Source organism: Micromonospora sp. NPDC023644 (genome assembly GCF_040640115.1).
Lineage (GTDB): Bacteria > Actinomycetota > Actinomycetes > Mycobacteriales > Micromonosporaceae > Micromonospora.
In genome coordinates this window covers 140440-164239 of the sequence record NZ_JBFABA010000010.1, presented here as the reverse complement: position 1 = coordinate 164239, position 23800 = coordinate 140440, and the positions used below count along the sequence as shown (strand labels likewise).

Here is a 23800-nt window from a genome sequence, read left to right as displayed (position 1 = left end):
CCGGCCCTACCCGGGAGCCGCCCTTCTCTCCCGACCGGCCCTCACTTCAGGATCAGCCGGTTGGTCTGCTCGAAGACGTCCAGGTCGGCGAGGGTCTCGGCGACGCTCGTGGAGAGCGGGGCCGGCAGCTGCGCCCGGTGGAAGAAGCCCGCGTCGGTCGTCTCGTCGGTGATCCGGGCCAGCTCGCCGTCCCACTCGTCGACGCGGAACGCGGTCGTGAAGATCTGGTACGTGTGGCCGTACATGTTGGTGTGGGTGCGGTCCGGGCCCGTGTAGAGGGCGAACGCGCTGACCCGCAGCGCGCGTAGCCCGGTCTCCTCGCGTACCTCCCGGACGGCGCAGTCGGCGATCGACTCGCCCAGCTCCATCGCCCCGGCGGGCATGGCCCACTGCCCGTTGTCCGAGCGCTGGATCAGCAGGAGGCGTCCCGCGTTGTCGCGGACCACGGCGCGGGCGCCGACGAACATCAGCGTCCGGTCACCGGCGAGCGCGCGCAGCTGTCCCACGTACGAATCGGCCCAGGAGATGCTCACCCGGACAATTTACGGGGCCACTCCGGGCCCGACCGGCTTTCCAGGGTTCCCAACCTGTGACCGGCGACACTACTTTGTTACCCATGCGTAGCACGATGATGGACGCCCCGCTCCAGGTCTCCCGGATCCTCCAGCACGGCGCCACGGTGCACGGCACGGCGGAGGTGGTCACCTGGACGGGCGGCGAGCCGCGCCGGATGTCGTACGCCGAGGTCGGGCGGACGGCGGCCCGGCTGGCCCACGCGCTGCGCGACGAGTGCGGTGTCGCCGGCGACGAGCGGGTCGCCACCTTCATGTGGAACAACGCCGAGCACCTGGTGGCGTACTTCGCGGTGCCCAGCATGGGCGCGGTGCTGCACACCCTCAACATCCGGCTCTTCCCGGACCAGGTCGTCTACATCGCCAACCACGCCGAGGACCGGGTGGTGCTGGTCGACTCGACGCTCATCCCGCTGCTGGCCCGGGTGATCGGCGAGATGACCACGGTGCGGCACGTGGTGGTGGTCGGCGGCGGGGACCCGGCCCCGCTCACGGCGGCGGCCGGAGACCGGATCTCCGTACACCACTGGGACGCGCTGCTGGCCGACCGCCCGGACGCCTTCGACTGGCCCGAGGTGGACGAACGCGACGCCGCCGCGCTCTGCTACACCTCGGGCACCACCGGCAACCCGAAGGGCGTGGCCTACTCGCACCGCTCGATCTACCTGCACTCCCTGCAGGTCTGCATGCCGGAGGGCTTCGGCCTCGGGCCGACCGACCGCGAGCTGGTCATCGTGCCGATGTTCCACGCGATGTCCTGGGGCCTGCCGTACGCGGCCTTCCTCTCCGGGGCGTCGCTGATCATGCCGGACCGGTTCCTCCAGGCCGCCCCGATCGCCGAAATGATCGCCGCCGAGCGGCCCACCCTGGGCGGCGCGGTGCCGACCATCTGGAACGACCTGCTCGACCACCTGGACACCCACGACGTGGACAGCTCCTCACTGCAGGAGGTGATCGTCGGCGGCTCGGCCTGCCCGCCGGCGCTGATGCACGCGTTCGCCGAGCGGCACGGGATCGACGTCGTGCACGCCTGGGGAATGACCGAGATGTCCCCGTTGGGCTCGGTGGCCCGCCCGCCGGCCGGGGCGAGCGGCGAGGAGGCCTGGCGCTACCGCTACACGCAGGGCAGGGTGCCGGCCGGGGTCGAGGCCCGCATCGTCGGCCCGCTGGGCGAGCCGCTGCCCGCCGACGGGACGTCGGTCGGCGAGCTGGAGGTCCGCGGGCCCTGGGTGACCGCCCGGTACGTCGGCGACGACGTCGGTGACGAGGAGAAGTTCCGCGACGGCTGGCTGCGCACCGGAGACGTCGGCACCCTCTCGCCGGACGGCTTCATCACGCTGACCGACCGGGCCAAGGACGTCATCAAGTCCGGCGGCGAGTGGATCTCCTCGGTCGAGCTGGAGAACGCCCTGATGGCGCACCCGGCGGTGCTGGAGGCCTGCGTGGTGGGGGTGCCGGACGACCGCTGGGGTGAGCGGCCGCTGGCCACCCTGGTGCTCCGTGAGGGGGCGTCGGCGACGGCCGAGGAACTGCGGGAGTTCCTCGCCGGGTCGGTGGCCCGCTGGCAGTTGCCGGAGCGCTGGGCCGTCATCGACGCGGTGCCGAAGACCAGCGTGGGCAAGTTCGACAAGAAGGTGGTGCGCTCCCGCTACGCCGGGGGCGAACTGAGTGTCCGGGAGCTGACGACCCCGTAACGTTCTCAGGCGCACCGTCGCCTGTTGGGGTAGGGACACACTCCTGAACTCCCTCCCCAGGGGCGGCCCCGGCGTTCGCACCGCGCCGGGGCCGCCCGCTCCACGCGGGTGACCCGCACCGTCATTGTTGCGAAAGTTGTTCGCCTCTGTCCCGATGACGGGGAAATTCGCCCGGCTCGTAGGGGTTTCGGCGGCCCTCGTCCCGGGCCCGCCTCGGGGTTGCGGCCGTCACCCCTGCCCGCTGGTCGTGATCAGCACCTTCCCGACGACCGCGTTCTCCACCGCCTGGTGCGCCGCGCCGGCCGCCGAGAGCGGGTGGTGGTGCAGCGGCAGCCCCGCGGCCTCGCCCACCCCGATCCCGCCCTGCGCCGCCGCGGCGGCCACGTCCACCACCGCCTGGGCCTTGGCCGCCTTCGGCTCGGTGTAGACGAGCACGAACTGGAAGCGCGCGTTCGGCGCCATCAGCGGCCGGATCGGCAGGGTCACCTCGTCCCCACCGTCGTCGGCGTAGACGCAGACCGCGCCGCCGCGCCGGAGCAACTGGACGTCGGCGGCGGCGTTGCGCGCCGGGGAGACCTCGACGATCGTGTGCACCCCGTCGGGCGCGATCTTGCGGACCTCCTCGACCACGTCCTGCTCCCGGTAGTCGACCACGAAGGACGCGCCGGCCGCCGCCGCCAGCTGCGCCTTCTCCGGGCTGCTGACCGTGGCGACCACGCAGGCGTCCGCCCAGCGGGCGAGCTGGATGGCCGCGTTGCCGACCGCGCCCGCCCCGCCCTGCACGAGCACCGTGTGGTCGCTGAGCGCGCCCGCGTGCAGCCTGTCCGGCGTGTACTCGCCGGCGGTCAGGCAGCGGTGCGCGGTGAGGAAGGGGATGCCCAGGCAGGCCCCCAGGTCGAAGGAGGCGTCGCCGAGGGGCACCGCCTGCCGCACCGGCACCACCGTGTACTCGGCGGCGGTGCCCCACGGCCGCTGCCACGCGGCCTCCCACAGCCAGACCCGCTCGCCGATCAGTTCCCGGTCGACGCCCTCGCCGACCGCCTCGATCACCCCCGCGCCGTCCTGCCCGGGCGTCTGCCAGCCGTCCGGCAGCAGGCCCTGCCGGCGCGCCTTCCAGTCCGTCGGGTTCACCCCCGACACGGCCACCCGCACCAGGACCTCGCCGGGGCCGGGCTCCGGCACCGGCCGGTCGACCAGTTGCAGCACCGAGGCGTCGCCGGTGCGCTCGTACACGATCGCCTTCATCCCCGTCTCCTCACCCGGCGGCCCCGGCCGGGGCGCCGTCGGCTGCGGTACCCGGCGGATCCCCGCTCATGCCGGCGCCGACCGGGCGCGAACCGGACAACCCGGCAGCCCGCGGAGGCCGGCGCACGGACGGGACGGGCACGGCCCACCGGGAGCCCCGCCGCGCTGGTGTCGCGCCGCCTACCCGAGCCGGTCCACAACCTGCGGGGTCAGCTCACCGACCGCGCCGATCACCAGCGCCGCGAGCCGCTCGGCGTCCGGGTCCAGCGGATACGCCCCGTGCGGCACCGCCACCACCGTCATCCGGGCGGCGGCGGCCGACCGGACGCCGTTGGACGAATCCTCCACGGCGACGCAGCGGGCCGGGTCGACGCCCAGCCGCTCGGCGACCGCCAGGTAGACGTCCGGCGCCGGCTTGCCCCGCTCGGTCTCCTCCGTCGACAGCGTGGCGCCGAACGCCCCGGTCAGGTCCGTCGCGGCCAGCGCCGCCGCGATCAGCCGGGTCGGCGACGAACTGGCCAGCCCCAGCGGCCACCGCTCGGCCAGCCGGCGCACGACCTCGTCGGCCCCGTCGATCAGCGGTACGCGGGCCGCGTACCGCCGGGTCATCTCCTCGACCACCTCGGCGGCGACCTGCTCGGCGCTCCGGTCGACGCCCAGCTCCCCGCTGAGGTAGCGGGACCACTCGCCGGTGCTCATGCCCATCAGCCGGCGCTGGGTGTCGGGCTGCCAGGTCCCGCCGTGCGCCGCGACGTACGCCCGCCGGACCTCCTCCCAGACCGGCTCGGAGTCCACGATCACGCCGTCCAGGTCGAAGATCACCGCATCCGCCACGAACCCCATCCTGCCCCAACGGGCGGTCGTCCGCGCCGTCGGCCGGGGTCAGCTGCGCAGCGCGGGCAGGCCGATCGGGTTGCCCTCGGGGATGACGGTGTGGGCGGCACGGGCGATCGGTTCGAACAGCTCCCGCAGCCGACCCGTGCGCTCCGGGCCCAGCATCCGCCAGGGGCGGGCGGCGGCGGCGTCGGTGGCGTCCTCGATCGCCTGGAACCGGGCCCGGCCCTGCTCGGTCGGCTCGCCGGCCGGCGTCAGCCAGCCCCGCTCGACCAGCCGGGCGCGCGCGGCGGCCCACTGCTCCTCCGACCACCCCCGCCCGAGCAGGTTCAGCGGGGAGATGTCGACCGCGACCCGCCAGGCCAGCGTCTCCACCGGGTCGAGGTTGGCCGCGACCAGCGCCGCGATGTGCCCGTCACCGCGCTGCTCCCGCAGCGTGGTGGCGGCCTGCCAGAGGCGGGCCAGCGGGTACTCGCCGCGCGGCAGGGCGGCGTTGGCGGCGCCCAGCACCCGGCCGGCCGGCTCCACCTCGGCGGCGGCGGCCTCCAGCAGGTCGGCCGCCTCGACCAGGTGCGACTCCGGCAGCTCGTAGGTCAGCTCGGCGAGCGCCTGCACCGCGCCGGTGAGTCGCGCCCGCAGCGCCTCCTCCGGGGTGGCCAGCCGCCAGACGGCCGGCAGCGCCCGCGCCACCGTGTGCGGGGCGAAGTTGAAGAACGCCGCGACCACCGGCGCGGCCTCGGCGGGCCCGAGGGGCGCGGCCCGGCCGGCGAAGTAGCCCCGCCAGAAGCCCCGCAGCCCGACCGCCTCGAAGGCGGCCCGGGCGCGGGGATGGAAGTAGGTGACCGCGTGGACGGGTTCGTAGTGCGTCCACAACACCCGGGCGGTCCGCCCCGCGTCGTCCAGCGCCGTCACGTGCACCTCCGCGTCCGGTCCGGTCATCACCCCGGGCGGCGAGCGCCCGGGGTGACGCTGAACTTACTGCCGGTGGGTGAGGGGCCGGAAGCCCCGTGTGGGCTACTGCATCAACGGCGGGCGACATCCCGGGCGAACCGGGCCGCTATCGCGGGGCAACGGGCCGGTCACGAGGATCAACCGGGCCGCCTCGCGGATCACTGGGCCGCGAGCACGTCCACCACGAAGCGCAGCGGGCCGGCCGGCCGGCCGCCGGCGGCGTTGTTGCCGTACGCCAGCTCGGCCGGAATGTCGAGCTGGACGCGGCTGCCGACGGTCACCCCGACGAGGCCCTGGTCCCAGCCCGGGATGACCTGGCCGACGCCGATGGCGAAGGTCGCCGGCTGGCCGCCGCTCCACGACGAGTCGAACTCCTTGCCGTCCTTGAAGAAGACGCCGACGTAGTTCGTGGTGATCGTCTGGCCCTTCTTCACCGCCGGGCCGGTGCCCTTGATCAGCGGGGTCACGGTGAGCTTCTTCAGCTCGCCCTTGCCGGCGGCGACGGTCGGCTTGCTGCCCAGGGCCGGGTCCGCCCCCTGCGGGAGCTGCGGGGCGGGGGGCGCGTCGGCGGCGGGGGCGCTGGCGGACGGGCCCGCCGCCGGGGCGCCGGCCGTCTGGTCCTTGTCGCCGTCGCTGTTGCGCCCGATCGTCACGAAGACGGTGATCAGCACCGCGACGACGGCGACCCCGGCGAGCCCGCCGGCCCAGGCCTGCCGGCGGCGCTTCGCCTCGGCCGCCTTCTGTGCGGCCAACTGGGCGGCCAGCCGCCGCTCCGACTTCTGGGACCGGTTCTGCGTACGCTCGCTCACGGCGTCGACTCCCTGCTGCGAAGGTGGTGGCCGGCATCGGAGTGCCGGGGGAAAGCCGACGCACACGGTACCCGCCCGGCCGCCCACCGCGCCGCCTCGACTATGGCCGCTCCCGCCGCACGGGTCACGCCGGCCCCGGCACCACCATGAAGTCGGTCACGAACGAGGTGACCCGGCCGTCGGCGGCCCGCCCGATCCAGGTGCCGTAGCAGCCGTCGCCCCAGCCCGACCAGACCGTCACCACGTTGGCCCCGGTCGCCTCGTCGAGCACCGCGGCGACGTGCCCCGGCACCGGCCCGCCCGCCGGCTCGTCCGCGACGAAGACGTCCGTCACCGCGTCCTCGTCCCACGCCTCGAGGGCGGCCAGCGCGGTCGGGTCGGCCAGGGTGCCGATGCCGGTGTCCACCCCGTAGCCGAACCAACCGTCGGACTTGAGGGTCGCGACGTCCTGGTCGCCGACCAGCGCCATCTCCCAGCGGACCGCCGGCTCGTCGTGGACCACCAGTTGGAGGGCGGCCACCCGCCGGTCCGCCTCGGTGTCCTCGCCGCGCACCACCGCGACCCACGCCCGCGCCGGGTAGCGGCCGGGGGCCACCCCGACCGTGAACGGTTCGTCCTCGGGGCAGGCCACCGGGTCGCAGCCGACCACCTGTCCCGTCGGCAGCACGACGTCGCCCACCGGGTGCACCTCCATGACGTACGTGGCGTGCTCGTCGGCGAAGCGGGCGCCGGGCGTCAGCAGCCGGTCCAGGTCGGGGGTGTACGGCATGGGGTTCCTCTCGCGGCGGGGGCCGGCGGAGCGTACCCGCGGCGGGCCTCGCCGGGCGAGGCCGCACCGTGCCGGTCGGCGGCTCAGCCCTCCAGCTGCCGGGCCAGGGCCTGGCGCAGGTGGTGCTTCGGGCGGGAGCCGACGATCGAGCCGACCACCTTCCCGTCGCGGAAGACCAGGAGGGTGGGCAGGGACATCACGCCGTAGGTGCGGGTGGCCGCCGGGTTGGCGTCGGTGTCGATCGTGGCGACGACCATCCGCCCGGCGAACTCCGCGGCGAGTTCCGCGAGGCTGCGGGAGATCGCCCGGCAGGGCGGGCACCAGTCCGCCCAGAAGTCGACCACCACCGGCCGGTCGGCGGCGAGCACCACGGTGGCGAAGGTGTCGTCGGTGACGACGGTCAGCGAGCCGTCCGGCGCAGTCTCGAGCATGTTTCCTCCCGGTGGGTGATGGCGTGGGCGAGTTGGTCGCGCAGCTCCCGGCGGACCGCGTGCAGCCGGTCGATGCCGGCGTCGACCTCGGCGAGCTTGCGCCGCAGCACGGCCACCGAGTCGGGGCAGACGTGACCGGAGGCGTTGCCGGCCCGCAGGCAGGCGACGAACGGGCGGATGTCCTCCAGGCCGAAGCCCACCGCCAGCAGCGCCCGGATCTCGCGTACGACGTGCAGTTCCGCCTCGTCGTAGACCCGGTACCCGTTGGCCGAGCGGGCCGCCCGGACCAGGCCGTGCGTCTCGTAGTAGCGCAGGGTCCGGGTGCTCGTGCCGGCGCGCTCCGCCAGCTCACCGATCAGCATCCGACCTCCCTCGTCCGACCCGATCGACGCTAGACCTTGTCACCGGCGTCAAGGCAACCTCGGCGCGTGGGGTGTCCGGGGGCGGACGCCGCGACGGCAGGCCTCCCGACCGGCCGGACGCGCGTCGGCCGGCGGGGGCCTCGGCCCGGCGGGGTCAGGCGGAGTCAGGCAGGGTCAGGCGGTCTTGCGGGCGGCCTTCTTCGGGGCGGCCTTCTTCGCCGCCGGCTTCTTCTCGCCCTCGGCCTTCTTCGGCGCGGCCTTCTTCGCGGCGGTCTTCTTGGGCGTGGCCTTCTTCTCGGCGGCCTTCTTGGCTGGGGCCTTCGCCGCCTTCTTCTCAGCGGCCTTCTTCTGCGCCGAGCGGGCGGCCGAGATGGGGGTCGGCTCCCCGCCGCCGCCGGCCGGCGCCTCGCCCCGCGCGGAGCGGGCGCGCTCGACGGACGCCTTCAGGGCCGCCATCAGGTCCACCGCCGCGGCCGGGGCCTCCTCGACCTCCTCCGGCTGGACCACCTCGCGGCCCTCCACCTTGGCGTCGATGACCTCCTGGAGGGCGGCCCGGTAGTCGTCGGTGAAGGCGTCCGGCTCGAACTCGCCGGCCATCGAGTCGATCAGCGAGCTGGCCATGGCCAGCTCGGGCGGGCGGACCTTCAGGTCCTCGTCGAGGAAGCCGAAGTCGGGTTTCCGGATCTCGTCCGGCCAGAGCATGGTGTTGAGCAGCAGCACGCCCTCGCGGACCCGCAGCGTGGCGAGCTGCTCCCGCTGGCGCAGCGCGACCTTGACGATCGCCACCCGCTCCGAGTCGGCGAGCGCGTCGCGCAGCAGCACGTACGGCTTGGTGGCGGTGCCCTCCGGCTCCAGGAAGTACGCCTTGTTGTAGAGGATCGGATCGACCTGCTCGGCGGGGACGAACTCCAGCACGTCGATCGCGTGCGAGGTGGAGAGCGGCAGCTCGGCGAAGTCCTCGTCGGTGAGGATCACCATCTCGCCGCCGCCGATGTCGTAGCCCTTGGCGATGTCGTCGTAGGTGACCTCCTCGCCGCAGACCTGGCAGGTGCGCTTGTAGCGGATGCGCCCGCCGTCCTCCCGGTGCACCTGGTGGAAGCGGATGTCCTTCTCCTCGGTGGCCGAGTAGAGCTTGACCCCGATGGAGACGAGCCCGAACGAGACGGCTCCCTTCCAGATGGCCCGCATCCCCGTGCTCCTCTCGCCGGTACAGCCCAGGATCGCAAATGATCGAAGGTCACGCGAGCGCTTCGGTGCGCAAGTACAGTCGGGAGGTGCCTGGCGCGCCGCTCAAGCCGATGCTCGCGATGACCGGGCAGCTCCCGGCGGGTGCCGGCTGGGCGTACGAGTTCAAGTGGGACGGCGTCCGCGCGCTGGCCGACATCTCCGGCGGCCGGCAGCACCTGTACGCCCGCAGCGGCGTGGAGATCACCGTCGCGTACCCCGAGCTGGCCACCCTGCCCGAGCAGGCGGGCGACGCCCTGCTCGACGGCGAGGTGGTGCTGCTCGGCGAGACCGGCCAGCCCTCGTTCACGGCCCTGGCGGAGCGGATGCACGTCCGTGACCGCAACAAGGCCGCCCGGCTGGCGGCGGTCGCCCCGGTGACGTACATGATCTTCGACCTGCTCCGGCTCGACGGCGAGGACCTGACCGGCTGGTCGTACGCCCGCCGGCGCGACGCCCTGGACGGCCTGGCGCTCGGCGGCGCCCGGTGGGCGGTGTCGCCGGTCTTCGGCGACGGCCTGGCCACCTACGAGGCGGCCGGCGAGCACGGCCTGGAGGGGGTGATGGCCAAGCGGGTCGACTCGGTCTACCGGCCGGGCGTGCGCTCGCCGGACTGGGTCAAGGTCAAGCTGGAGGTCACCGGCGACTTCGTGGTCGGCGGCTGGCGGCCCGGGGCGCGCAGGATCGGCGGCCTGCTGGTCGGGGTGCCACGCCCGGACGGGCGGCTCACCTACCGGGGGCGCGTCGGCGGCGGCATCGGCGCGGCCATCGAGCGCGAGCTGCTCCGCGAGCTGGAGCCGCTGCGCAGCGGCGCGTCGCCGTTCGCCGGGGACGTGCCGCGCGAGGATGCCCGGGGCGCGATCTGGGTAACACCCCTGGTCGTGGTGGAGGTGAAGTACGGCCAGCGCACCCCGGACGGGCGGCTGCGGTTCCCCCGGGTGCTCCGGCTGCGGCCGGACAAGCCCGCGGAGGAGGTCGACGATGCCGGGTGAGCGGCTCCGGGTGGAGGTCGAGGGACGCGCGCTGGAGCTGTCCAACCTGGACAAGGTGCTCTATCCCGACGCCGGGTTCACCAAGGGCGAGGTGATCGACTACTACACCCGCGTCGCCCCGGTGCTCCTGCCGCACCTGGCCGACCGGGCGCTCACCCGGATCCGCTTCCCCAACGGGGTCACCGGGGGCTCGTTCTTCGAGAAGAACGCCCCGGCCGCCACCCCCGGCTGGGTGCGCACCGAGACGCTGCCCGCGCCCGGGTCCAGCAAGGGCCGGGAGACCATCGACTACGTGGTCGCCGACGACCTGCCCACCCTGGTCTGGCTGGCCAACCTCGCCGCGCTGGAGCTGCACACGCCGCAGTGGAAGGTCGGCGAGCACCCGGACATGATGGTCGTCGACCTGGATCCCGGGCCGCCGGCGGCGCTGCGCCAGTGCTGCCAGGTGGCGCTGCTGATGCGCGACCGGCTCGCCGACGACGGCATCGACAGCTATCCGAAGACGTCCGGGAAGAAGGGCATGCAGCTCTGCTGCCCGATCGCCGGCACCCAGTCCTCCGATCTCGTGTCCGACTACGCCAAGCGGATCGCGCAGGAACTGGAGCGGGCGCACCCGAAGCTGGTGGTGTCGAAGATGGCGAAGAACCTGCGGCCGGGCAAGGTCTTCATCGACTGGAGCCAGAACAACGCCGCCAAGACGACGGTGTCGCCGTACTCGCTTCGGGCGCAGTCCGTGCCGTCCGTCTCCACCCCGCTGACCTGGGACGAGGTCGAGGCGGGCGCGGCGGGGAAGCGGCCGGCGACCAAGCCGTACACGGCGGGGGAGGTGCTCAAGCGGGTGGAGAAGCAGGGCGACCTGCTGGCCCCCCTGCTCGACGGCGGCCCCGAGCTGCCCGCCCCGTGACCGGGCCCGGCCGGCGGGAAGCGCCGGCCGGGCAGCCGGGTCAGGCGGCCGGCCAGGTGGTGTACGAGATCCGCGCGTTCAGGTTGGCCGGCACGCCCAGCCAGGCGTAGCAGTTGACCGAGACCACGGTGTCGGCCCCGGACGGGAACCAGCCGGCCAGTACGCAGTAGCCGCGGGGCGGACGCTGGAGACTGGTCACGAACGAGTTCACGAAGGCGGTGCCGTAGCCGGTCCCGGTGCCGGCGAAGCGCACCTGGTAGCGGCCGGTGCCGACCACCGTGCCCGCCGCGCCGCCGAAGCCCGGGATCGTCGAGTTGTAGCTCTCGCCGCCGATCCAGGTGTCGCGGACGTCCTCGCCGTAGAGCACGCCGCTGGCGAAGCGCGGCCCGAACGCCCGGCCCAGCAGGTCCACCCGGGAGCCGTAGGTGACCACGAAGCGGGCGTCCACCGGGTTGCCGGCGGCGTTCGCGCAGTGCACCACCCACCCGTCCGGCGGATCGAGCTGGCAGTGCACGGCGGTGCTGCCCAGCGCGGTCACGTGCGCCATCGGGAAGGTCGCCCCGCCCTCGCTGGCCGGGTTCGGGTTCATCAGGAAGCGGTACCGCCCGGTGCCGAGGCGCTCGTAGGAGACCGTCCCGCCGGTCGAGTCGTACCGGTAGGCGGCGGGCAGCGTGCGTACGCCGGTCGGCTGCGCCTGGTCGGTGACGAACCACGCCAGCCGGCCCTGGCCGACCTGCCGGACGTTGGTGAAGGTGGCCACGAAGCGGCTGTCCACGGGGCTGCCGGTCGCGGCGAAGCAGCGCACCTGGATCAGCAGGTCGGGCGCGCCGATCGGGCTGCGGTACCAGCTCGCCACCGTGCAGAAGACCGGCCCGCCGCCGTACGCGACCGCGTGCGCCACCCCGCCGCTGGTCGCCGCCCCCTCCAGGATCACCGTGTACGCCCCGGCGCCGGTGCGCCGCACCACGACGTCGCCGTCGCCGGAGTGGGCGCTGTAGCCGCCGGTGATCCGGTACTCGGTCGTGGTCGGGGAGTGCGCCCACACCGTGGCGGTCACCGTGGGGTTGGGATCCGGCAGGGGCTCCGCCGCGGCGGGCGCCGGCCGGGCCAGGGTCGCCCCGGCGAGCAGCACGGCCAGCGCCACGGCGCCCCGCAGCGTCCGGCCGGGACGGGCCCGGGGCACACGTTCGTCTGTCTGCATGACGCAGCCTCCCTGGGCCTCGGCGGACCGTCCGCGCCACGAGTGTGGCAACGCCGGTCAATGCCCTCGCCGATGCGGCGGCCCTGCTCGACCCGGCCGGGAGTGGCACGTTCGTGCGGCGCCAGTGCCTGTGCGGTGCCCCGGTGGTGTCGGTGCGGGTGCCCGGGGCCGGCGCGGCGATGCCGTTCCGGCCCGTTTCCTCTTGAGTAGGCTGGCCGCAGCCTGCCGAGGAGTGCGCCATGAACATGACCGATGCCCTCGTTCGGGAACCGCTGACCGGTGGCCGGGCGGCGGAGGTGGACCGGCCGCTGCTCACCTACCTGGACGACGCGACCGGTGCGCGGGTCGACCTGACCGCGACGGAGCTGGGCGGCTGGGCGGCGCGGGCCGCCGGGCTGCTGCGCGAGGGCTGCGGGCTGGGCGTCGGCGACCGGGCGGCGGTGCTGCTCCCGGCACACTGGCAGAGCGCCGCCGTGCTGCTGGGCGCCTGGTCGGCCGGGGTGGCGGTGTCCTTCCGCCCGCGGGCGACCGCCGGCCTGCCGCCGATCGAGCCGGGCGCCGACGAGCCGTACGACGCCGTCTTCGTCAGCGCCGAGCGGCTCGACGACTGGCTGGAGGACGTGCCCGAGGCGCGGCACCGGTTCGTCCTCTCCCTCGGTGCCACCCCGCGCGCCGAGGCGCCCGAGGAATACCGGGACTGGCTGGCCGAGGTGGCCCGGCACAGCGACGCGCTGCCCGCGTCCGCCCCGCTGACCAGCGCCCACGCGGCCAGCCCCGACGGCACGAGCTACCGCGAGTGGGGCAGCGTCGCGCTGGCCGTGGCGGAGCGGCTCGACCTGCGGGCCGGCGACCGGCTGCTGGTCGACGTGGCCGAGCACGAACAGCCGGTGTACTGGCTGCTGGCGCCGTTGGCCGTCGGCGCGTCGGTGGTGCTCTGCGCCAACCTCGACCCGGCCCGGCTCGACGCCCGGATCGCCGCCGAGCAGATCACCCGGGTGCTGTGATGGGCGGGGTCTACACCGAGGCGAGCATGTCGCTGGACGGCTACATCGCCGCTCCCGGCGACACCGGCTTCGACCAGCTCTTCCAGTGGTACGAGAACGGCGACGTCGCCATCGGCACCGCCAAGCCGGAGATGACGTTCCGCACCTCGGCGGCGAGCGCCGGGCACCTGCGGCGCACCCTGGACGACACCGGCGCCCTGGTCGTCGGCCGGCGACTGTTCGACCTCATCGGCGGCTGGGACGGCCGGCACCCGCTGGACAAGCCGGTCGTGGTCGTCACCCACCACGTGCCGGACGGCCGGCCCCGGCCGGGCGCGCCGTTCACCTTCGTCACCGAGGGCATCGAGGCCGCCGTCGCGCAGGCCCGCGAGCTGGCCGGCGACCGTTGGGTGGGGGTCAACGGGGGCAGCATCGCCCGTCAGTGCCTGGAGGCCGGGCTGCTCGACGAGATCCGGGTCAACCTGGTGCCGGTCCTGCTCGGCGGCGGCGTGCCGTTCTTCGACCAGGTCCGCGACGCCCCCGTCGAGCTGTCGAACCCGACGGTCGTCGAGGGCGACCGGGTGACCCACCTCTACTACCGGGTCCGCCGGCCGTAGCCGTCCGAAAGGACGAAACGAGCCTCGCCGGTACGCCCCGAGGAGGCCCGGCGCGGCCCCGCGGAACGCCCGAGCGCCTTGGGATCAGCGTTCCCCGGCCCCCTGGCGTTACAGGGAAACCAGGCCCTTTTCGCAGGTCTGTCGCCCGCGTCATAGACGTGGTCTCATACGGGATGACGACGTCTTCGACCTGGTCGTGACACCCCCGCGTCGTCTCCGCACCGCCTCCATCCTCCTGAAAGGTGCACCGATGCACAGGAGACCGATCTTCCGACTCGCAGTCCTCACCGCCACCGCCGCGACGTTCCTGGCGTCCGGTGGCGCCTACGGCGCGGCGTCGGCGGCACCCGTGACCGTCTCCCCGGGTGTCGCCGAGTGCGAGCCGGACGCCCACGGGCACGGCGCGGCCCGGCTCGCCGAGGGCGCCACCGCGCAGGAGCCGGAGCTGTACTCCAAGAACGAGGCGAACGCCTACGGCGTCATCAAGGACGCCCCGCGCCTGGCCAACGGCAGCGTCACCGTGCCGACGGTCTTCCACATGATCTCCGACCACCCCCTCAGCGCGGCCGAGACGACCAGGTGGAACACCCTGATCGGGGCGCAGATGAAGGTGCTCAACGACTCGTTCGCGGGCCGCACCGCCGCGAACGCCTCCGACACGCCGTTCCGGTTCGACCTGGTCGACACGACGTGGACGGTGAACAGCGACTGGTACACGGTCGTGCCGGGCAAGAACGAGCGGGACATGAAGAAGGCGCTGTACACGGGCGACTCCCGCACCCTGAACGTCTACGCGGCCAACATCGGCGGCGGCCTGCTCGGCTGGGCGTACTTCCCGAAGGGCTACAACAACGGCCGGGACTTCATCGACGGCGTGGTGATGCTCGACGAGTCGATGCCGGGCGGCACGGCGGGCAAGTACGCCCTCGGCGACACGCTCACGCACGAGGTCGGGCACTGGCTGATGCTGGAGCACACCTTCGCGCACGGGTGCTCGGCTTCCGGCGACTTCGTCGCGGACACCCCGCGGGAGGCGACGCCGCAGTTCAACTGCCCGGTGGGCGCGGACACCTGCACCGCACCCGGGCTGGACCCGATTCACAACTTCATGGACTACACGCAGGACTCCTGCATGAACATGTTCACCGCCGGACAGGCGGACCGGATGAGCGACGCCTGGGTCGCGTTCCGGGCCGGCGGCGCCGGCTGACCCACCCGGCCTCACCGCTTCGGCGAGGCGAGTCGATCAAGAGGTTTGCGTCACCGACGAGCCTGTCGGAAGACGCAAACCTCTTGGTCATTTTCATGTGAGCCGGGCCAGCACCCCGGCGGCGGTACGGGCCCGGAGCAGGTCGGGCGCGGTGACCGACAGTCGACGTCAGCGGTAGCAAGGCGTGCGACGTCGACCTCACCGCGGCAACGGGTCCATGCGCGTATTGCGGACCCCGGGCCGATCGAGGATCATCCACACTCCGACCGGCGGGCGCCGACGGTACGGGCCGTCCGTTGGCTGCGAGGCCCTGGGGAGGGTCAATGCGGGTGCGTGCCTGCGCGGTGCTGAATCGACTGGCCCACATCTGACGGGAGCGACGTCCATGTCCTACGTGGCCCCGGCAGAGTTCGTCGCAAAGATGATCGACGCGGGCGAGTCGAAGGTTTTCATGTCCACCCGGGACACGGTGATTCGTGCGTACATGGCCGGTGCCATCCTCGCGCTCGCTGCGGCTTTCGCGGTCAGCGTCACCGTGGAGACGGGTCAGCCACTCGTCGGAGCCCTTCTCTTTCCCGTCGGATTCTGCTTGCTGTACCTGCTCGGGTTCGACCTTCTGACCGGTGTGTTCACCCTTGTCCCTCTCGCTCTGATCGACCGGCGGCCGGGCGTCAGACTGCGTTCGGTCCTGCGCAACTGGGGCCTGGTCTTCGTCGGCAACTTCGCCGGCGCGCTCACGGTCGCGTTCATGATGGCCGTGATTCTCACCTTCGCCTTCAGCGTCGACCCGAACGAGGTCGGCCAGCGGCTCGGGGTGATCGGTGAGTCGCGGACGGTCGGGTACGCCGACCATGGTGTCGCCGGAATGCTGACCCTCTTCATCCGGGGTGTCCTGTGCAACTGGATGGTCTCCACCGGCGTCGTCGCCGCGATGCTCTCGACATCGGTGTCGGGGAAGGTGATCGGCATGTGGATGCCGATCCTGGTCTTCTTCTACATGGGCTTCGAGCACTCGGTCGTGAACATGTTCCTTTTTCCGGCCGGCCTGATGCTCGGCGGCGACTTCTCGCTCGTCGACTACCTGATGTGGAACGAGATTCCCACCGTGGTCGGCAACCTGGTCGGCGGCCTGGTCTTCGTGGGGCTCGCCCTCTATGCGACGCATGCCCGCACCGGTGCGACCCGGAGCCGCCCGCAGCCCGAGAAGTCGGCATCCCGGCCCCGGTGAACGCGTGCCGGGGTCCGCTCGCCGCTTCGGCACGCAGGCGGAGGTCAGCCGTTCGTCAGCGCTCCTCGGCCTCCGCCGTCGCGTACGACATGCGTTGGGCGTCGGTGAGCGTCACGCGTACCTCGGTCCGGCCGGGCCTGGCGGGCCAACATGCTGTGCACTGGGCCGGGGCGATCCAGCCCTGTTGCGATGCGTGGTGGGCACTGGACGCGATTCGTCCCCGGTCCAGCTTGATAGCGTGCCTCGTGCGTCCCTCCCTGTTGCTGTTCGCCGGTGGCGCGCTGAGTCTTGCGCAGTCAGCGAGCGGGGCCCGCATCGTCCTGCGTGACGCGCTCGACGCGGAGGCGATGTACGGCGGCGGAATGGATGTCGTCCTGCTGCTGATGCTGGTGGTCACCTCGGTGACCGGCGCGGCCGTTCTGATCGCAGCCGGTGGGCTGCTGGTCCGTCGTCGTCTCAGGCCCGGCCGTGCCCTGCTTCACCTGTGGATCGGTCCGATCCTCGTCCGATCGGCATGTGGCGGCCTTCTCGTGAGCGTCCCGAACGACGGTGGCCGGTTTCCGGCCTGGGCCGTTGTGACGGAGGTGGTGACGGGTCTCGCTCTGGTGCTGGTGGTGATCACCGCAACGTGGTCGCTGTTCGGCTGGTCTGGGAAGTCTTCCCCTCGACTGCGGTAGGGGCAGGGCAGGGATCGGAGCGGGCCTGGAGGTCCGCCGTGAACCGGAAGATCGGCGCGGGCAGCAGGTGCATCGCGAAGTGCTTGCGGCTGTGGTACCGCCGGCAGTACCATCGACCGGTGCCGCCCATAGACAAGCTCATTGCAGCGATGCGGACGAACCAGCAGAACATCGCCTAAAACGATCTTTACCGGGCATGCGAACACTATTTCGGGAAGCCGCGGCAAGCCGGCACCTCCCATGCGGTGTTCAAGACTCCCTGGCCGGGCGACCCACGCGTGAATGACCAGAACGACAAAGGCAAGGCGAAGGCGTACCAGGTCCGGCAAGTACTCAAGGCGATCGACAAGAAGGAGGCCATGTGATGGACCCCGAGCCCCGTCCCGAGATCACCCACTACACCTATCGCGTCACCTGGTCGGCCGAGGATCGCGAGTTCGTCGCCACCTGCGCCGAGTTTCCCTCTCTCACCTGGCTGGCTCCCTCCCAGGTGGAGGCTCTGCAAGGGCTTGAGGATCTGCTGCGTGAGGTGATTGCGGACATGCAGGAGCAGGGCGAGCAGGTGCCGCAGCCATTCGCCGAGCGCAGCTACTCGGGCAAGTTCAACCTGCGCGTCGGAGAGAGCCTGCACCGGGAACTCGCCATCCAGGCCGCTGAGGACGGCATGAGCCTCAACCAGTACGTCCTGCGGAAGCTCCGAGCCGCCTGACCCTCGAGGTCGGCTGAGTCGCTTATGACGTCAGCTCCACAGCGAACGTGAGGGGCGTCGGGAGCGCCCCGAGGTCAGTCGACCGTCGGCAGCTTCGGGCCGAGGACGTCGTCGGCGTCGACGATCGTGTACGCGTAGCCCTGCTCGGCGAGGAAGCGCTGCCGGTGGGCGGCGTACTCGGTGTCGATCGTGTCGCGGGAGACGACGGTGTAGAAGTGCGCCTGGCGGCCGTCGGCCTTCGGCCGCAGGACCCGGCCGAGCCGCTGTGCCTCCTCCTGGCGGGAGCCGAACGTGCCGGAGACCTGGATCGCCACCGCCGCCTCGGGCAGGTCGATGGAGAAGTTGCCGACCTTCGAGATCACCAGGGTGCGCACCTCGCCGGAGCGGAATGCGTCGAAGAGCCGCTCCCGTTCCTTGTTGGTGGTCGAGCCCTGCACGATCGGCGCGTCGAGGTACTCGCCGAGCTGGTGCAGCTGGTCGATGTAGCCGCCGATCACGAGCACCTGGTCGTCCGGGTGCCGGTCGACCAGCGCCTTCACCACGGGCAGCTTGGTGCGGGCGGTCGCCGCCATCCGGTAGCGCTCCTCGGCCTCCGCCGTCGCGTACGACATGCGCTCCGCGTCGGTGAGCGTCACGCGCACCTCGGTGCACTGGGCCGGGGCGATCCAGCCCTGCGACTCGATGTCCTTCCACGGCGCGTCGTACCGCTTGGGGCCGATCAGGCTGAACACGTCGCCCTCCCGGCCGTCCTCGCGGACCAGAGTCGCCGTGAGGCCCAGCCGGCGGCGGGCCTGGAGGTCCGCGGTGAACCGGAAGATCGGCGCCGGCAGCAGGTGCACCTCGTCGTAGACGACCAGGCCCCAGTCGCGGGCCCCGAACAGGTCCAGGTGGGTGAAGGTGCCCTTCTTGCGCGAGGTGAGCACCTGGTACGTGGCGATGGTGACCGGGCGGATCTCCTTGCGCTCGCCCGAGTACTCGCCGATCTCCTCCTCGGTCAGCGACGTGCGGGCGATCAGCTCGCGCTTCCACTGCCGGCCGGCGACGGTGTTCGTGACCAGGATCAGGGTGGTCGCCTTCGCCTCGGCCATCGCCGCCGCCCCGACCAGCGTCTTGCCGGCGCCGCAGGGCAGCACCACGACGCCCGACCCGCCCGCCCAGAACGCCTCCACGGCCTCCCGCTGGTACGACCGCAGCGTCCACGGCTTCCGGCCGTCCTTGCCGGCCTCGGCCAGCTCGATCGGGTGCGCCTCGCCGTCGACGTAGCCGGCCAGGTCCTCGGCCGGCCAGCCGAGCTTGAGCAGCGCCTGCTTGAGCCGGCCCCGCTCGGACGGGTGCACCGCGATCGTGTCGTCGTCGAGCTTCGCGCCGAGCATCCCGGCGAGCTTCTTGCTCTTGGCGACCTCGATCAGCACCAGCCGGTCCAGCGCCCGCAGGACGAGGCCGTGCGCCGGGTCGTTGGCGAGCTGGAGCCGGCCGTACCGGTCCATGGTCTCGGCCACGTCCACCAGCAGCCCGTGCGGCACCGGGTAGCGGGAGTACTTGATCAGGGAGTCCACCACGCCCTCGGCGTCGTGGCCGGCGGCGCGCGCGTTCCACAGCCCGAGCGGGGTCAGCCGGTAGGTGTGCACGTGCTCGGGGGAGCGCTCCAGCTCGGCGAAGGGCGCGATGGCCATCCGGCATGCCTGCGCGTCCGGGTGGTCGATCTCCAGCAGCAGGGTCTTGTCCGACTGCACGATCAGGGGTCCACCGCTCACGCCAGTGCCTCTCCTCCGCCTCGGGTCGCCGGCTGTCCGGGAGGCGACTGACCAGCCCAGGCCGACCCACCAGTGTTGCACGCACGCGGGTGACGGCAGAAAAATCTGGTCACCTGGAGCAACCGGAGCGGTACTCGCAACGTCTACCAAAGGGAACACCTGTCAGGGGAGGCACCATGCGCAAGGTCCGGATCACCAGCCGGCTCGTCGCCCTGGCAGTGGTCACGCTGGTCGGCGCCGGTGCGTGCGCGTTCGATCCACAGGCCGACGGTGGCGGGGGCGGGGGGCCCGTCCCGGCCGGGGCTGCGGAGCGGGTAACGGGGGCGAGCGGTGCGCCCGGGCCGGACCAGCGGGCGCGGCCCAGCACGGCGCCGCCGGAGCGCAGGGTCAAGCCGACGCGGAGCACGCCCGCACCGACGCGTCCCGCGGTGAAGCCGACGCGGCCCGCGACGAAACCCACCGCGTCGCCGTCCGCCGCCGGCTGCCCGCAGGGCGAGCACCAGCGCGAGGTGGAGGCGTACCTGGCCCGGCTGGGCGGGTTCGGCCGCGTGACCGTCGACGGCCGGCAGTCCGCCGCCGACTGCGTCGCCATCAGGAAGTTCCAGAAGCGGTACGACATCCGCCCGGCCCACGGCCGCGCCGGGCCCACCACGTACGACGTGGCGAAGCGGCTCGCCACCACCGACACGGCGCGCTGCCGGGCCGGCTCGGGCACCACCTTCTGCATCGACCTGACCCGGCAGACCACCTGGGTCATGCGCAACGGCAAGGTGCTCGTGAAGCCGACCGTGACCCGCACGGGCATGCCCGGCTACCGCACCCCCGCCGGCACGTTCACGATCAACTACCGCAACGTCAAGGAGTGGTCCGACCCGTACGAGGTGTGGCTGCCGTACTGGCAGCACTTCACCCGGGGGATGGGCTTCCACCAGACCACCACCTACCTGCACGACAAGGCGATCGGCTCGCACGGCTGCGTCAACCTGCTGCCCGGCGACGCCGTCCGCTACTGGGAGCTGGGCAAGGTCGGCAGCAAGGTGGTGCTGGTCGGTCGGCGTCCCGGCACCTGAGCCGCCCCGGCGCGTCCCCGGCGCCGTCGCACACCCCGTCCGATATCCCCTGTCACTACCGCCACGGCGGTGTCACGCTGGATGCCAGTCGTCGAACCGGACGGGGAGGCTGGAGATGACGGTCGACCGCGAAGTGATCCCGGAGCACAGTCCCGCGCACGACCGGTCGCCCGTCGAGGAGGTCTCCACCGCCACCGTGGTCGCGTACGCGGTGGCGGCGGTGGTGCTCGTCGGCTGGTTCCTCTTCGGCTGGCTGGTGCTCGAGCAGGGCTTCGTCGACTCGGTCGGCGAGTCGGCCGGCGCCGGGTTCACGCTGCTGCTGATCGTCTCCGTCGTCGGGACCGTACGCCGCAGCCGGCGCTGACCCGACCTGCTCAGTCCTCCCGCACCGCCGCCGTGATCCGGTGCAGGGCGAAGGTGTGCAGCATCTCCGTCCGGTCGTCCTCGGCGCGCAGGTAGCCCGCGCCGATCGAGACCGGCCGGACGAGGCGGGACGCGGTCGCCCCGTGCGCGTCGACGTACCCGACCCAGACCAGCGCCTTGTCCCGGACCGCCTGCTGGAGCACGGCGAGGGCGTCGCTGTGCGAGGGCACCGGCGCCGGGCCGGCGTGCCCGACCGCGCCCCGCACCACGGCCGGCGCCCGCCGGGCGGCCCGGGCCGCCGCGTCGCCGCGCCGGATCTGCTCGACCACGCCCAGCAGGCGGGGCATGGCCAGCTTCGGCGTGGTCAGCGGATCGAGCGTCCTGGTCGTCACCGGCACCCGCGCCGGGGCCCGCCGGGTCTTCGGGCGGGCGAGCACCGCCGCCCCGCTCGCGTCCTCCGGCACCGGGGCGTACCCGGCGTCGCGCAGCGCCATCAGCATCCGGCCCACCTGGTACGGCGTCGACAGCACCGTCGGCGCGAGCCGGCGCAGCGCCAGCGGCTCCAGCCGCCGGTCGGCGAGCACCTCGGTCAGCAGCGCCTCGTCGTCGCTGCGCACGTACCCCCCGGCGGAGCCCACCCGCAGCCCGCCGTGCTTGCGGGCCACGTCGTCCACCAGGTACGTCAGCCCCTGCGGCACGGGCGTGCGGGACCGCCGCCGGAACAGGCCGTGCAGGTCGTCGGCCGAGTAGCCGGCGTCCAGGGCCCGGCGCACGCTGGCCGGCGTGACCCGGTGCACGCTGGCCCCGCCGGCCGACTCGTGCTCCGCCACCACCTCCAGCTCGGCGGCGAGCGCCGGATCGGGCGGGCCGGGCACCACGACGGTCAGGTCCGCCTGCACGAGGAAGTGGTCGACCGGGGCGGGCAGCAGCGCGTCCAGCGCGCGTACGGCGCTGGACGGGTCGCCGCTCTCGGCGTCCGAACGCAACCCGAGTGGGTCGTCCCCGCCCCGCTCGTCGGCGGCGGTCACGTCGGTGAGCAGCAGCCGCCCGTACGAGGTGAGCGCCCCCAGCCCCGTAACGCCCAGCGTGGCCGCCTCGGCCAGCACCTCACGGTGCGCGGCCTCCCGGCCCCGGCTGCGCCGTGGTGCCCGCCAGTCGAGCAGGGCCAGCACCTCCTCGGGGGTGGGCCCGGTGGCCGGCTCCAGGTCGGCGAGCACCTCCAGCACGGCCCGCCGGGCGGCCGGCGCGCCGGCCCGTTCCGCCTCGGCGGAGAGCACCGTGATCGGCCGGTCCCGGTCGTCGCGCTGCCCGACCAGCCCGGCCTGCCGGGTCATGGTCAGCCAGGCCCGGGCGAGCTGCTCCCAGCGCTGCGCGAGCGTTCCGGCCCGCCACACCTCGTACCCGGCGGTGGGCAGGACCTGCTGGTCCGCGCCGTGCCGGGTGGTGGTGGCCCCGGGCAGGTCGACCTCGCCGACCAGCCCGCCCGCGTACGCCGCCTCCAGCAGCAGGGTGGCCGTCGGCTCGTCCACCCCGACGACCCGGGCGAGCCGGCGCAGGTCGCGGACGCCCAGGCCGCCGGAGCGCAGCACCGGCGCCGGTTCGGCGGCGAGCTGCTCCAGCAGCGCCTCGGTGTGGCGTACCACCTCCATGGTCTGCCCGGCCCCGGCCGAGTCGGCGGCCTTCGGCTCGCGCGGCGCGGTCGCCACCGGCGGCGGGCTGCTGCGCAGCGGGCCGAGCGGGCCGCTGTCGCGGCGCAGCAGCAGGCCGACCTCCCGGGGCAGCTCGACGGTGCCCGTGACGCCGGCCCTGCCGCCGGAGACCGGCACCAGCAGGTGGTGGTCGACGAGCCAGCGCACCGGCGAGCCGGTCGGCGCGCCGCCGTTGGTCGGGTCCGGGGGCAGGTCGTCCTCCGCGCCGAGCGGGGGCGCCTGCAACGCGCCCGCCGGCACGCTGCCGACCGGCGGTCCGGCGGCCAGCCGGTCCAGGATCGCCCGGGCCGAGGGCGGCGCGGCCAGCAGCGTCCGCCGCAGCTTCGCCGGGTCCGCGCAGAGCGCCGCAGCCCGCGGCTCCAGCTCCGTCGCGGGTCGACCCAGCCCCGCCGGGTACGGGGAGACCTCGTCGACGCTGGCCACCACGTGCAGGGCGCTCTCGGGGCCGTACAGCACGAAGAGCGCGCGCAGCCGGTTCACGGCGGCGCGGACGGTGGTGGGGGCGGGCGGGTGCGGCCCGGCGGTGGCCATGGCGAGCACCGCCTCGGTGGAGGTGGTCCCGTCGGTGGCGTTGCGGGTCAGCCGGGCGGCGTCCAGCATCAGCAGGGTGAACTGGTCCAGCGCGTCGAGCGCGCGGGCCACCGAGACCCGGGACTGGGCCCGGGTGGCGAGCGCGGAGACATCGGCCGGCACGGGTACGACGAGGTCCGGCCGCAGCTCGAGGAGGGCGGCGAGCGACTCGTCGGGCAGCGACCGCAGGTGGTCGGCGAGTGAGGTGGTCATCGTCGTTCCACGCTAGCCCGGCCGGGGGTCCTCCCGCCCCTCGGACGTCCGGCTGGCCCGGGGATGGGCGGGTACGTTCTGCTGCATGGCAGCGCTGACGGTCGGCTTCGACCTCGACATGACCCTGGTCGACTCGCGTCCCGGTATCGCCGACGCCTTCCGGGCGCTGTCGGCCCGGACGGGGGTGCACGTGGACGCGGCGGCCGCCGTGTCGCGGCTCGGCCCGCCGCTGCGTACCGAGATCGCCCGCTGGTTCCCGCCGGAGCAGGTCGACGAGGCCGTCCTGACGTACCGCGAGCTGTACCCGGCGTACGCGATCACGCCCACCGTCCCGCTCCCCGGCGCCGTCGCCGCGCTCGACGCGGTACGCGAACGCGGCGGCCGCGTGCTCGTGGTGACCGCCAAGCTGGGCCGCCTGGCCCGGCTGCACCTCGACCATCTCGGGATGGTGGCCGACGAGGTCGCCGGCGACCTGTTCGCGGAGGAGAAGGCGACCGCGCTGCGGCGGCACGGCGCGACCCACTACGTCGGCGACCACGTGGCCGACATGGTGGCCGCCGGGGCGGCGGGCGTCCCGGGCATCGCGGTCGCCACCGGCCCGTGCACCGCCGACGAGCTGCGCGCGGCCGGCGCGGAGGTGGTGCTGGATGATCTCACCGGATTCCCGGCGGCGCTGGACGGCATGATCCGGCTAGCCTTGGAGCGGTAG

The 23800-nt window shown here is 73.4% G+C and carries 24 protein-coding genes; 12 read left to right on the top strand and 12 right to left on the bottom strand.

The annotated features are described in order from the left end of the window. Positions 1–41: 41 nt before the first annotated feature. A complete protein-coding gene (locus AB0G08_RS11330) occupies positions 42–533 on the bottom strand; it encodes an NUDIX domain-containing protein (RefSeq protein WP_357872824.1) in 492 nt (163 codons plus the stop codon). A gap of 83 nt (positions 534–616) precedes the next feature. On the opposite strand from AB0G08_RS11330, the gene AB0G08_RS11325 reads away from it, so the two are divergent. Next, positions 617–2266, top strand: a complete 1650-nt coding sequence (locus tag AB0G08_RS11325) for a fatty acid--CoA ligase (RefSeq protein WP_358086200.1) — start codon at positions 617–619, stop codon at positions 2264–2266. Between the two features lie 228 nt (positions 2267–2494). Here AB0G08_RS11325 and AB0G08_RS11320 read toward each other — a convergent pair whose 3' ends face one another. The 8 genes from AB0G08_RS11320 to AB0G08_RS11285 all read right to left on the bottom strand — a co-directional run bounded on the left by AB0G08_RS11320 (position 2495) and on the right by AB0G08_RS11285 (position 8855). Beyond that, entirely contained in the window at positions 2495–3511 is a 1017-nt protein-coding gene (locus AB0G08_RS11320; RefSeq protein WP_358086198.1) for an NADPH:quinone reductase, read from the bottom strand. Between the two features lie 180 nt (positions 3512–3691). After that, positions 3692–4354 carry an HAD family phosphatase gene (locus AB0G08_RS11315; protein ID WP_358086196.1) on the bottom strand — a complete coding sequence of 221 codons (663 nt, stop codon included), beginning with the start codon at positions 4352–4354 and terminating at the stop codon, positions 3692–3694. Between the two features lie 39 nt (positions 4355–4393). Then, positions 4394–5284, bottom strand: a complete 891-nt coding sequence (locus AB0G08_RS11310) for a hypothetical protein (RefSeq protein WP_358086194.1) — start codon at positions 5282–5284, stop codon at positions 4394–4396. Between the two features lie 170 nt (positions 5285–5454). Then, on the bottom strand, positions 5455–6105 hold the full coding sequence (locus AB0G08_RS11305) for an FKBP-type peptidyl-prolyl cis-trans isomerase (RefSeq protein ID WP_358086192.1): 651 nt from the start codon (positions 6103–6105) through the stop codon (positions 5455–5457). Between the two features lie 124 nt (positions 6106–6229). Next, the gene (locus tag AB0G08_RS11300; protein ID WP_358086190.1) at positions 6230–6874 is read right to left on the bottom strand and encodes a DUF4241 domain-containing protein; all 645 of its coding nucleotides are present in this window, start codon (positions 6872–6874) and stop codon (positions 6230–6232) included. 83 nt (positions 6875–6957) lie between these two features. Beyond that, the gene (gene trxA, locus AB0G08_RS11295; protein ID WP_358086188.1) at positions 6958–7305 is read right to left on the bottom strand and encodes a thioredoxin; all 348 of its coding nucleotides are present in this window, start codon (positions 7303–7305) and stop codon (positions 6958–6960) included. Continuing rightward, complete coding sequence (locus tag AB0G08_RS11290; RefSeq protein WP_357872849.1) at positions 7275–7667, bottom strand: MerR family transcriptional regulator; 393 nt, start codon at positions 7665–7667, stop codon at positions 7275–7277. Before AB0G08_RS11290 ends, trxA begins: the two co-directional genes overlap by 31 nt. A gap of 174 nt (positions 7668–7841) precedes the next feature. Further along, the gene (locus AB0G08_RS11285; RefSeq protein WP_358086187.1) at positions 7842–8855 is read right to left on the bottom strand and encodes a Ku protein; all 1014 of its coding nucleotides are present in this window, start codon (positions 8853–8855) and stop codon (positions 7842–7844) included. 86 nt (positions 8856–8941) lie between these two features. On the opposite strand from AB0G08_RS11285, the gene ligD (AB0G08_RS11280) reads away from it, so the two are divergent. Both ligD (AB0G08_RS11280) and ligD (AB0G08_RS11275) read left to right on the top strand, forming a co-directional pair. Continuing rightward, complete coding sequence (gene ligD / locus AB0G08_RS11280; protein ID WP_357872855.1) at positions 8942–9883, top strand: non-homologous end-joining DNA ligase; 942 nt, start codon at positions 8942–8944, stop codon at positions 9881–9883. Next, positions 9873–10787, top strand: a complete 915-nt coding sequence (gene ligD, locus AB0G08_RS11275; protein ID WP_358086185.1) for a non-homologous end-joining DNA ligase — start codon at positions 9873–9875, stop codon at positions 10785–10787. The genes ligD (AB0G08_RS11280) and ligD (AB0G08_RS11275) overlap by 11 nt, the downstream gene beginning before the upstream one ends. A gap of 40 nt (positions 10788–10827) precedes the next feature. On the opposite strand, the gene AB0G08_RS11270 is transcribed toward ligD (AB0G08_RS11275), so the two are convergent. Further along, the gene (locus tag AB0G08_RS11270) at positions 10828–11988 is read right to left on the bottom strand and encodes a hypothetical protein (RefSeq protein WP_358086183.1); all 1161 of its coding nucleotides are present in this window, start codon (positions 11986–11988) and stop codon (positions 10828–10830) included. A gap of 245 nt (positions 11989–12233) precedes the next feature. Here AB0G08_RS11270 and AB0G08_RS11265 point away from each other — a divergent pair, with 245 nt between their 5' ends. The 6 genes from AB0G08_RS11265 (at position 12234) to AB0G08_RS11240 (ending at position 17412) form a co-directional block, all read left to right on the top strand. Further along, the gene (locus tag AB0G08_RS11265; protein WP_358086250.1) at positions 12234–12992 is read left to right on the top strand and encodes a TIGR03089 family protein; all 759 of its coding nucleotides are present in this window, start codon (positions 12234–12236) and stop codon (positions 12990–12992) included. Beyond that, the gene (locus AB0G08_RS11260; protein ID WP_358086181.1) at positions 12992–13588 is read left to right on the top strand and encodes a dihydrofolate reductase family protein; all 597 of its coding nucleotides are present in this window, start codon (positions 12992–12994) and stop codon (positions 13586–13588) included. The genes AB0G08_RS11265 and AB0G08_RS11260 overlap by 1 nt, the downstream gene beginning before the upstream one ends. A 250-nt stretch (positions 13589–13838) precedes the next feature. Further along, positions 13839–14798: a zinc metalloprotease gene (locus AB0G08_RS11255; RefSeq protein ID WP_358086179.1), complete on the top strand. Its 960-nt coding sequence runs from the start codon at positions 13839–13841 to the stop codon at positions 14796–14798. Between the two features lie 385 nt (positions 14799–15183). Further along, positions 15184–16026 (top strand): formate/nitrite transporter family protein, encoded by an 843-nt coding sequence (locus AB0G08_RS11250; RefSeq protein WP_358086177.1) that lies wholly within the window; start codon positions 15184–15186, stop codon positions 16024–16026. Positions 16027–16271: 245 nt separating this feature from the next. After that, complete coding sequence (locus AB0G08_RS11245) at positions 16272–16703, top strand: hypothetical protein (RefSeq protein WP_358086175.1); 432 nt, start codon at positions 16272–16274, stop codon at positions 16701–16703. 364 nt (positions 16704–17067) lie between these two features. After that, on the top strand, positions 17068–17412 hold the full coding sequence (locus AB0G08_RS11240) for a toxin-antitoxin system HicB family antitoxin (protein ID WP_358086173.1): 345 nt from the start codon (positions 17068–17070) through the stop codon (positions 17410–17412). A 74-nt stretch (positions 17413–17486) separates the two neighbouring features. Here the strand turns inward: AB0G08_RS11240 and AB0G08_RS11235 are convergent, their stop codons facing one another. Next, entirely contained in the window at positions 17487–19166 is a 1680-nt protein-coding gene (locus AB0G08_RS11235; protein WP_358086171.1) for a DNA repair helicase XPB, read from the bottom strand. A gap of 176 nt (positions 19167–19342) precedes the next feature. Here AB0G08_RS11235 and AB0G08_RS11230 point away from each other — a divergent pair, with 176 nt between their 5' ends. Together AB0G08_RS11230 and AB0G08_RS11225 are read left to right on the top strand one after the other, a co-directional pair. Beyond that, the gene (locus tag AB0G08_RS11230) at positions 19343–20236 is read left to right on the top strand and encodes a L,D-transpeptidase family protein (RefSeq protein WP_358086169.1); all 894 of its coding nucleotides are present in this window, start codon (positions 19343–19345) and stop codon (positions 20234–20236) included. Between the two features lie 115 nt (positions 20237–20351). Next, positions 20352–20600, top strand: a complete 249-nt coding sequence (locus tag AB0G08_RS11225) for a hypothetical protein (protein ID WP_358086167.1) — start codon at positions 20352–20354, stop codon at positions 20598–20600. A 10-nt stretch (positions 20601–20610) separates the two neighbouring features. Here the strand turns inward: AB0G08_RS11225 and AB0G08_RS11220 are convergent, their stop codons facing one another. Further along, entirely contained in the window at positions 20611–23091 is a 2481-nt protein-coding gene (locus AB0G08_RS11220) for a helicase-associated domain-containing protein (protein ID WP_358086165.1), read from the bottom strand. An 85-nt stretch (positions 23092–23176) separates the two neighbouring features. Here AB0G08_RS11220 and AB0G08_RS11215 point away from each other — a divergent pair, with 85 nt between their 5' ends. Further along, positions 23177–23800, top strand: coding sequence for an HAD family hydrolase (locus AB0G08_RS11215; protein ID WP_358086163.1), 624 nt, complete (start codon positions 23177–23179; stop codon positions 23798–23800).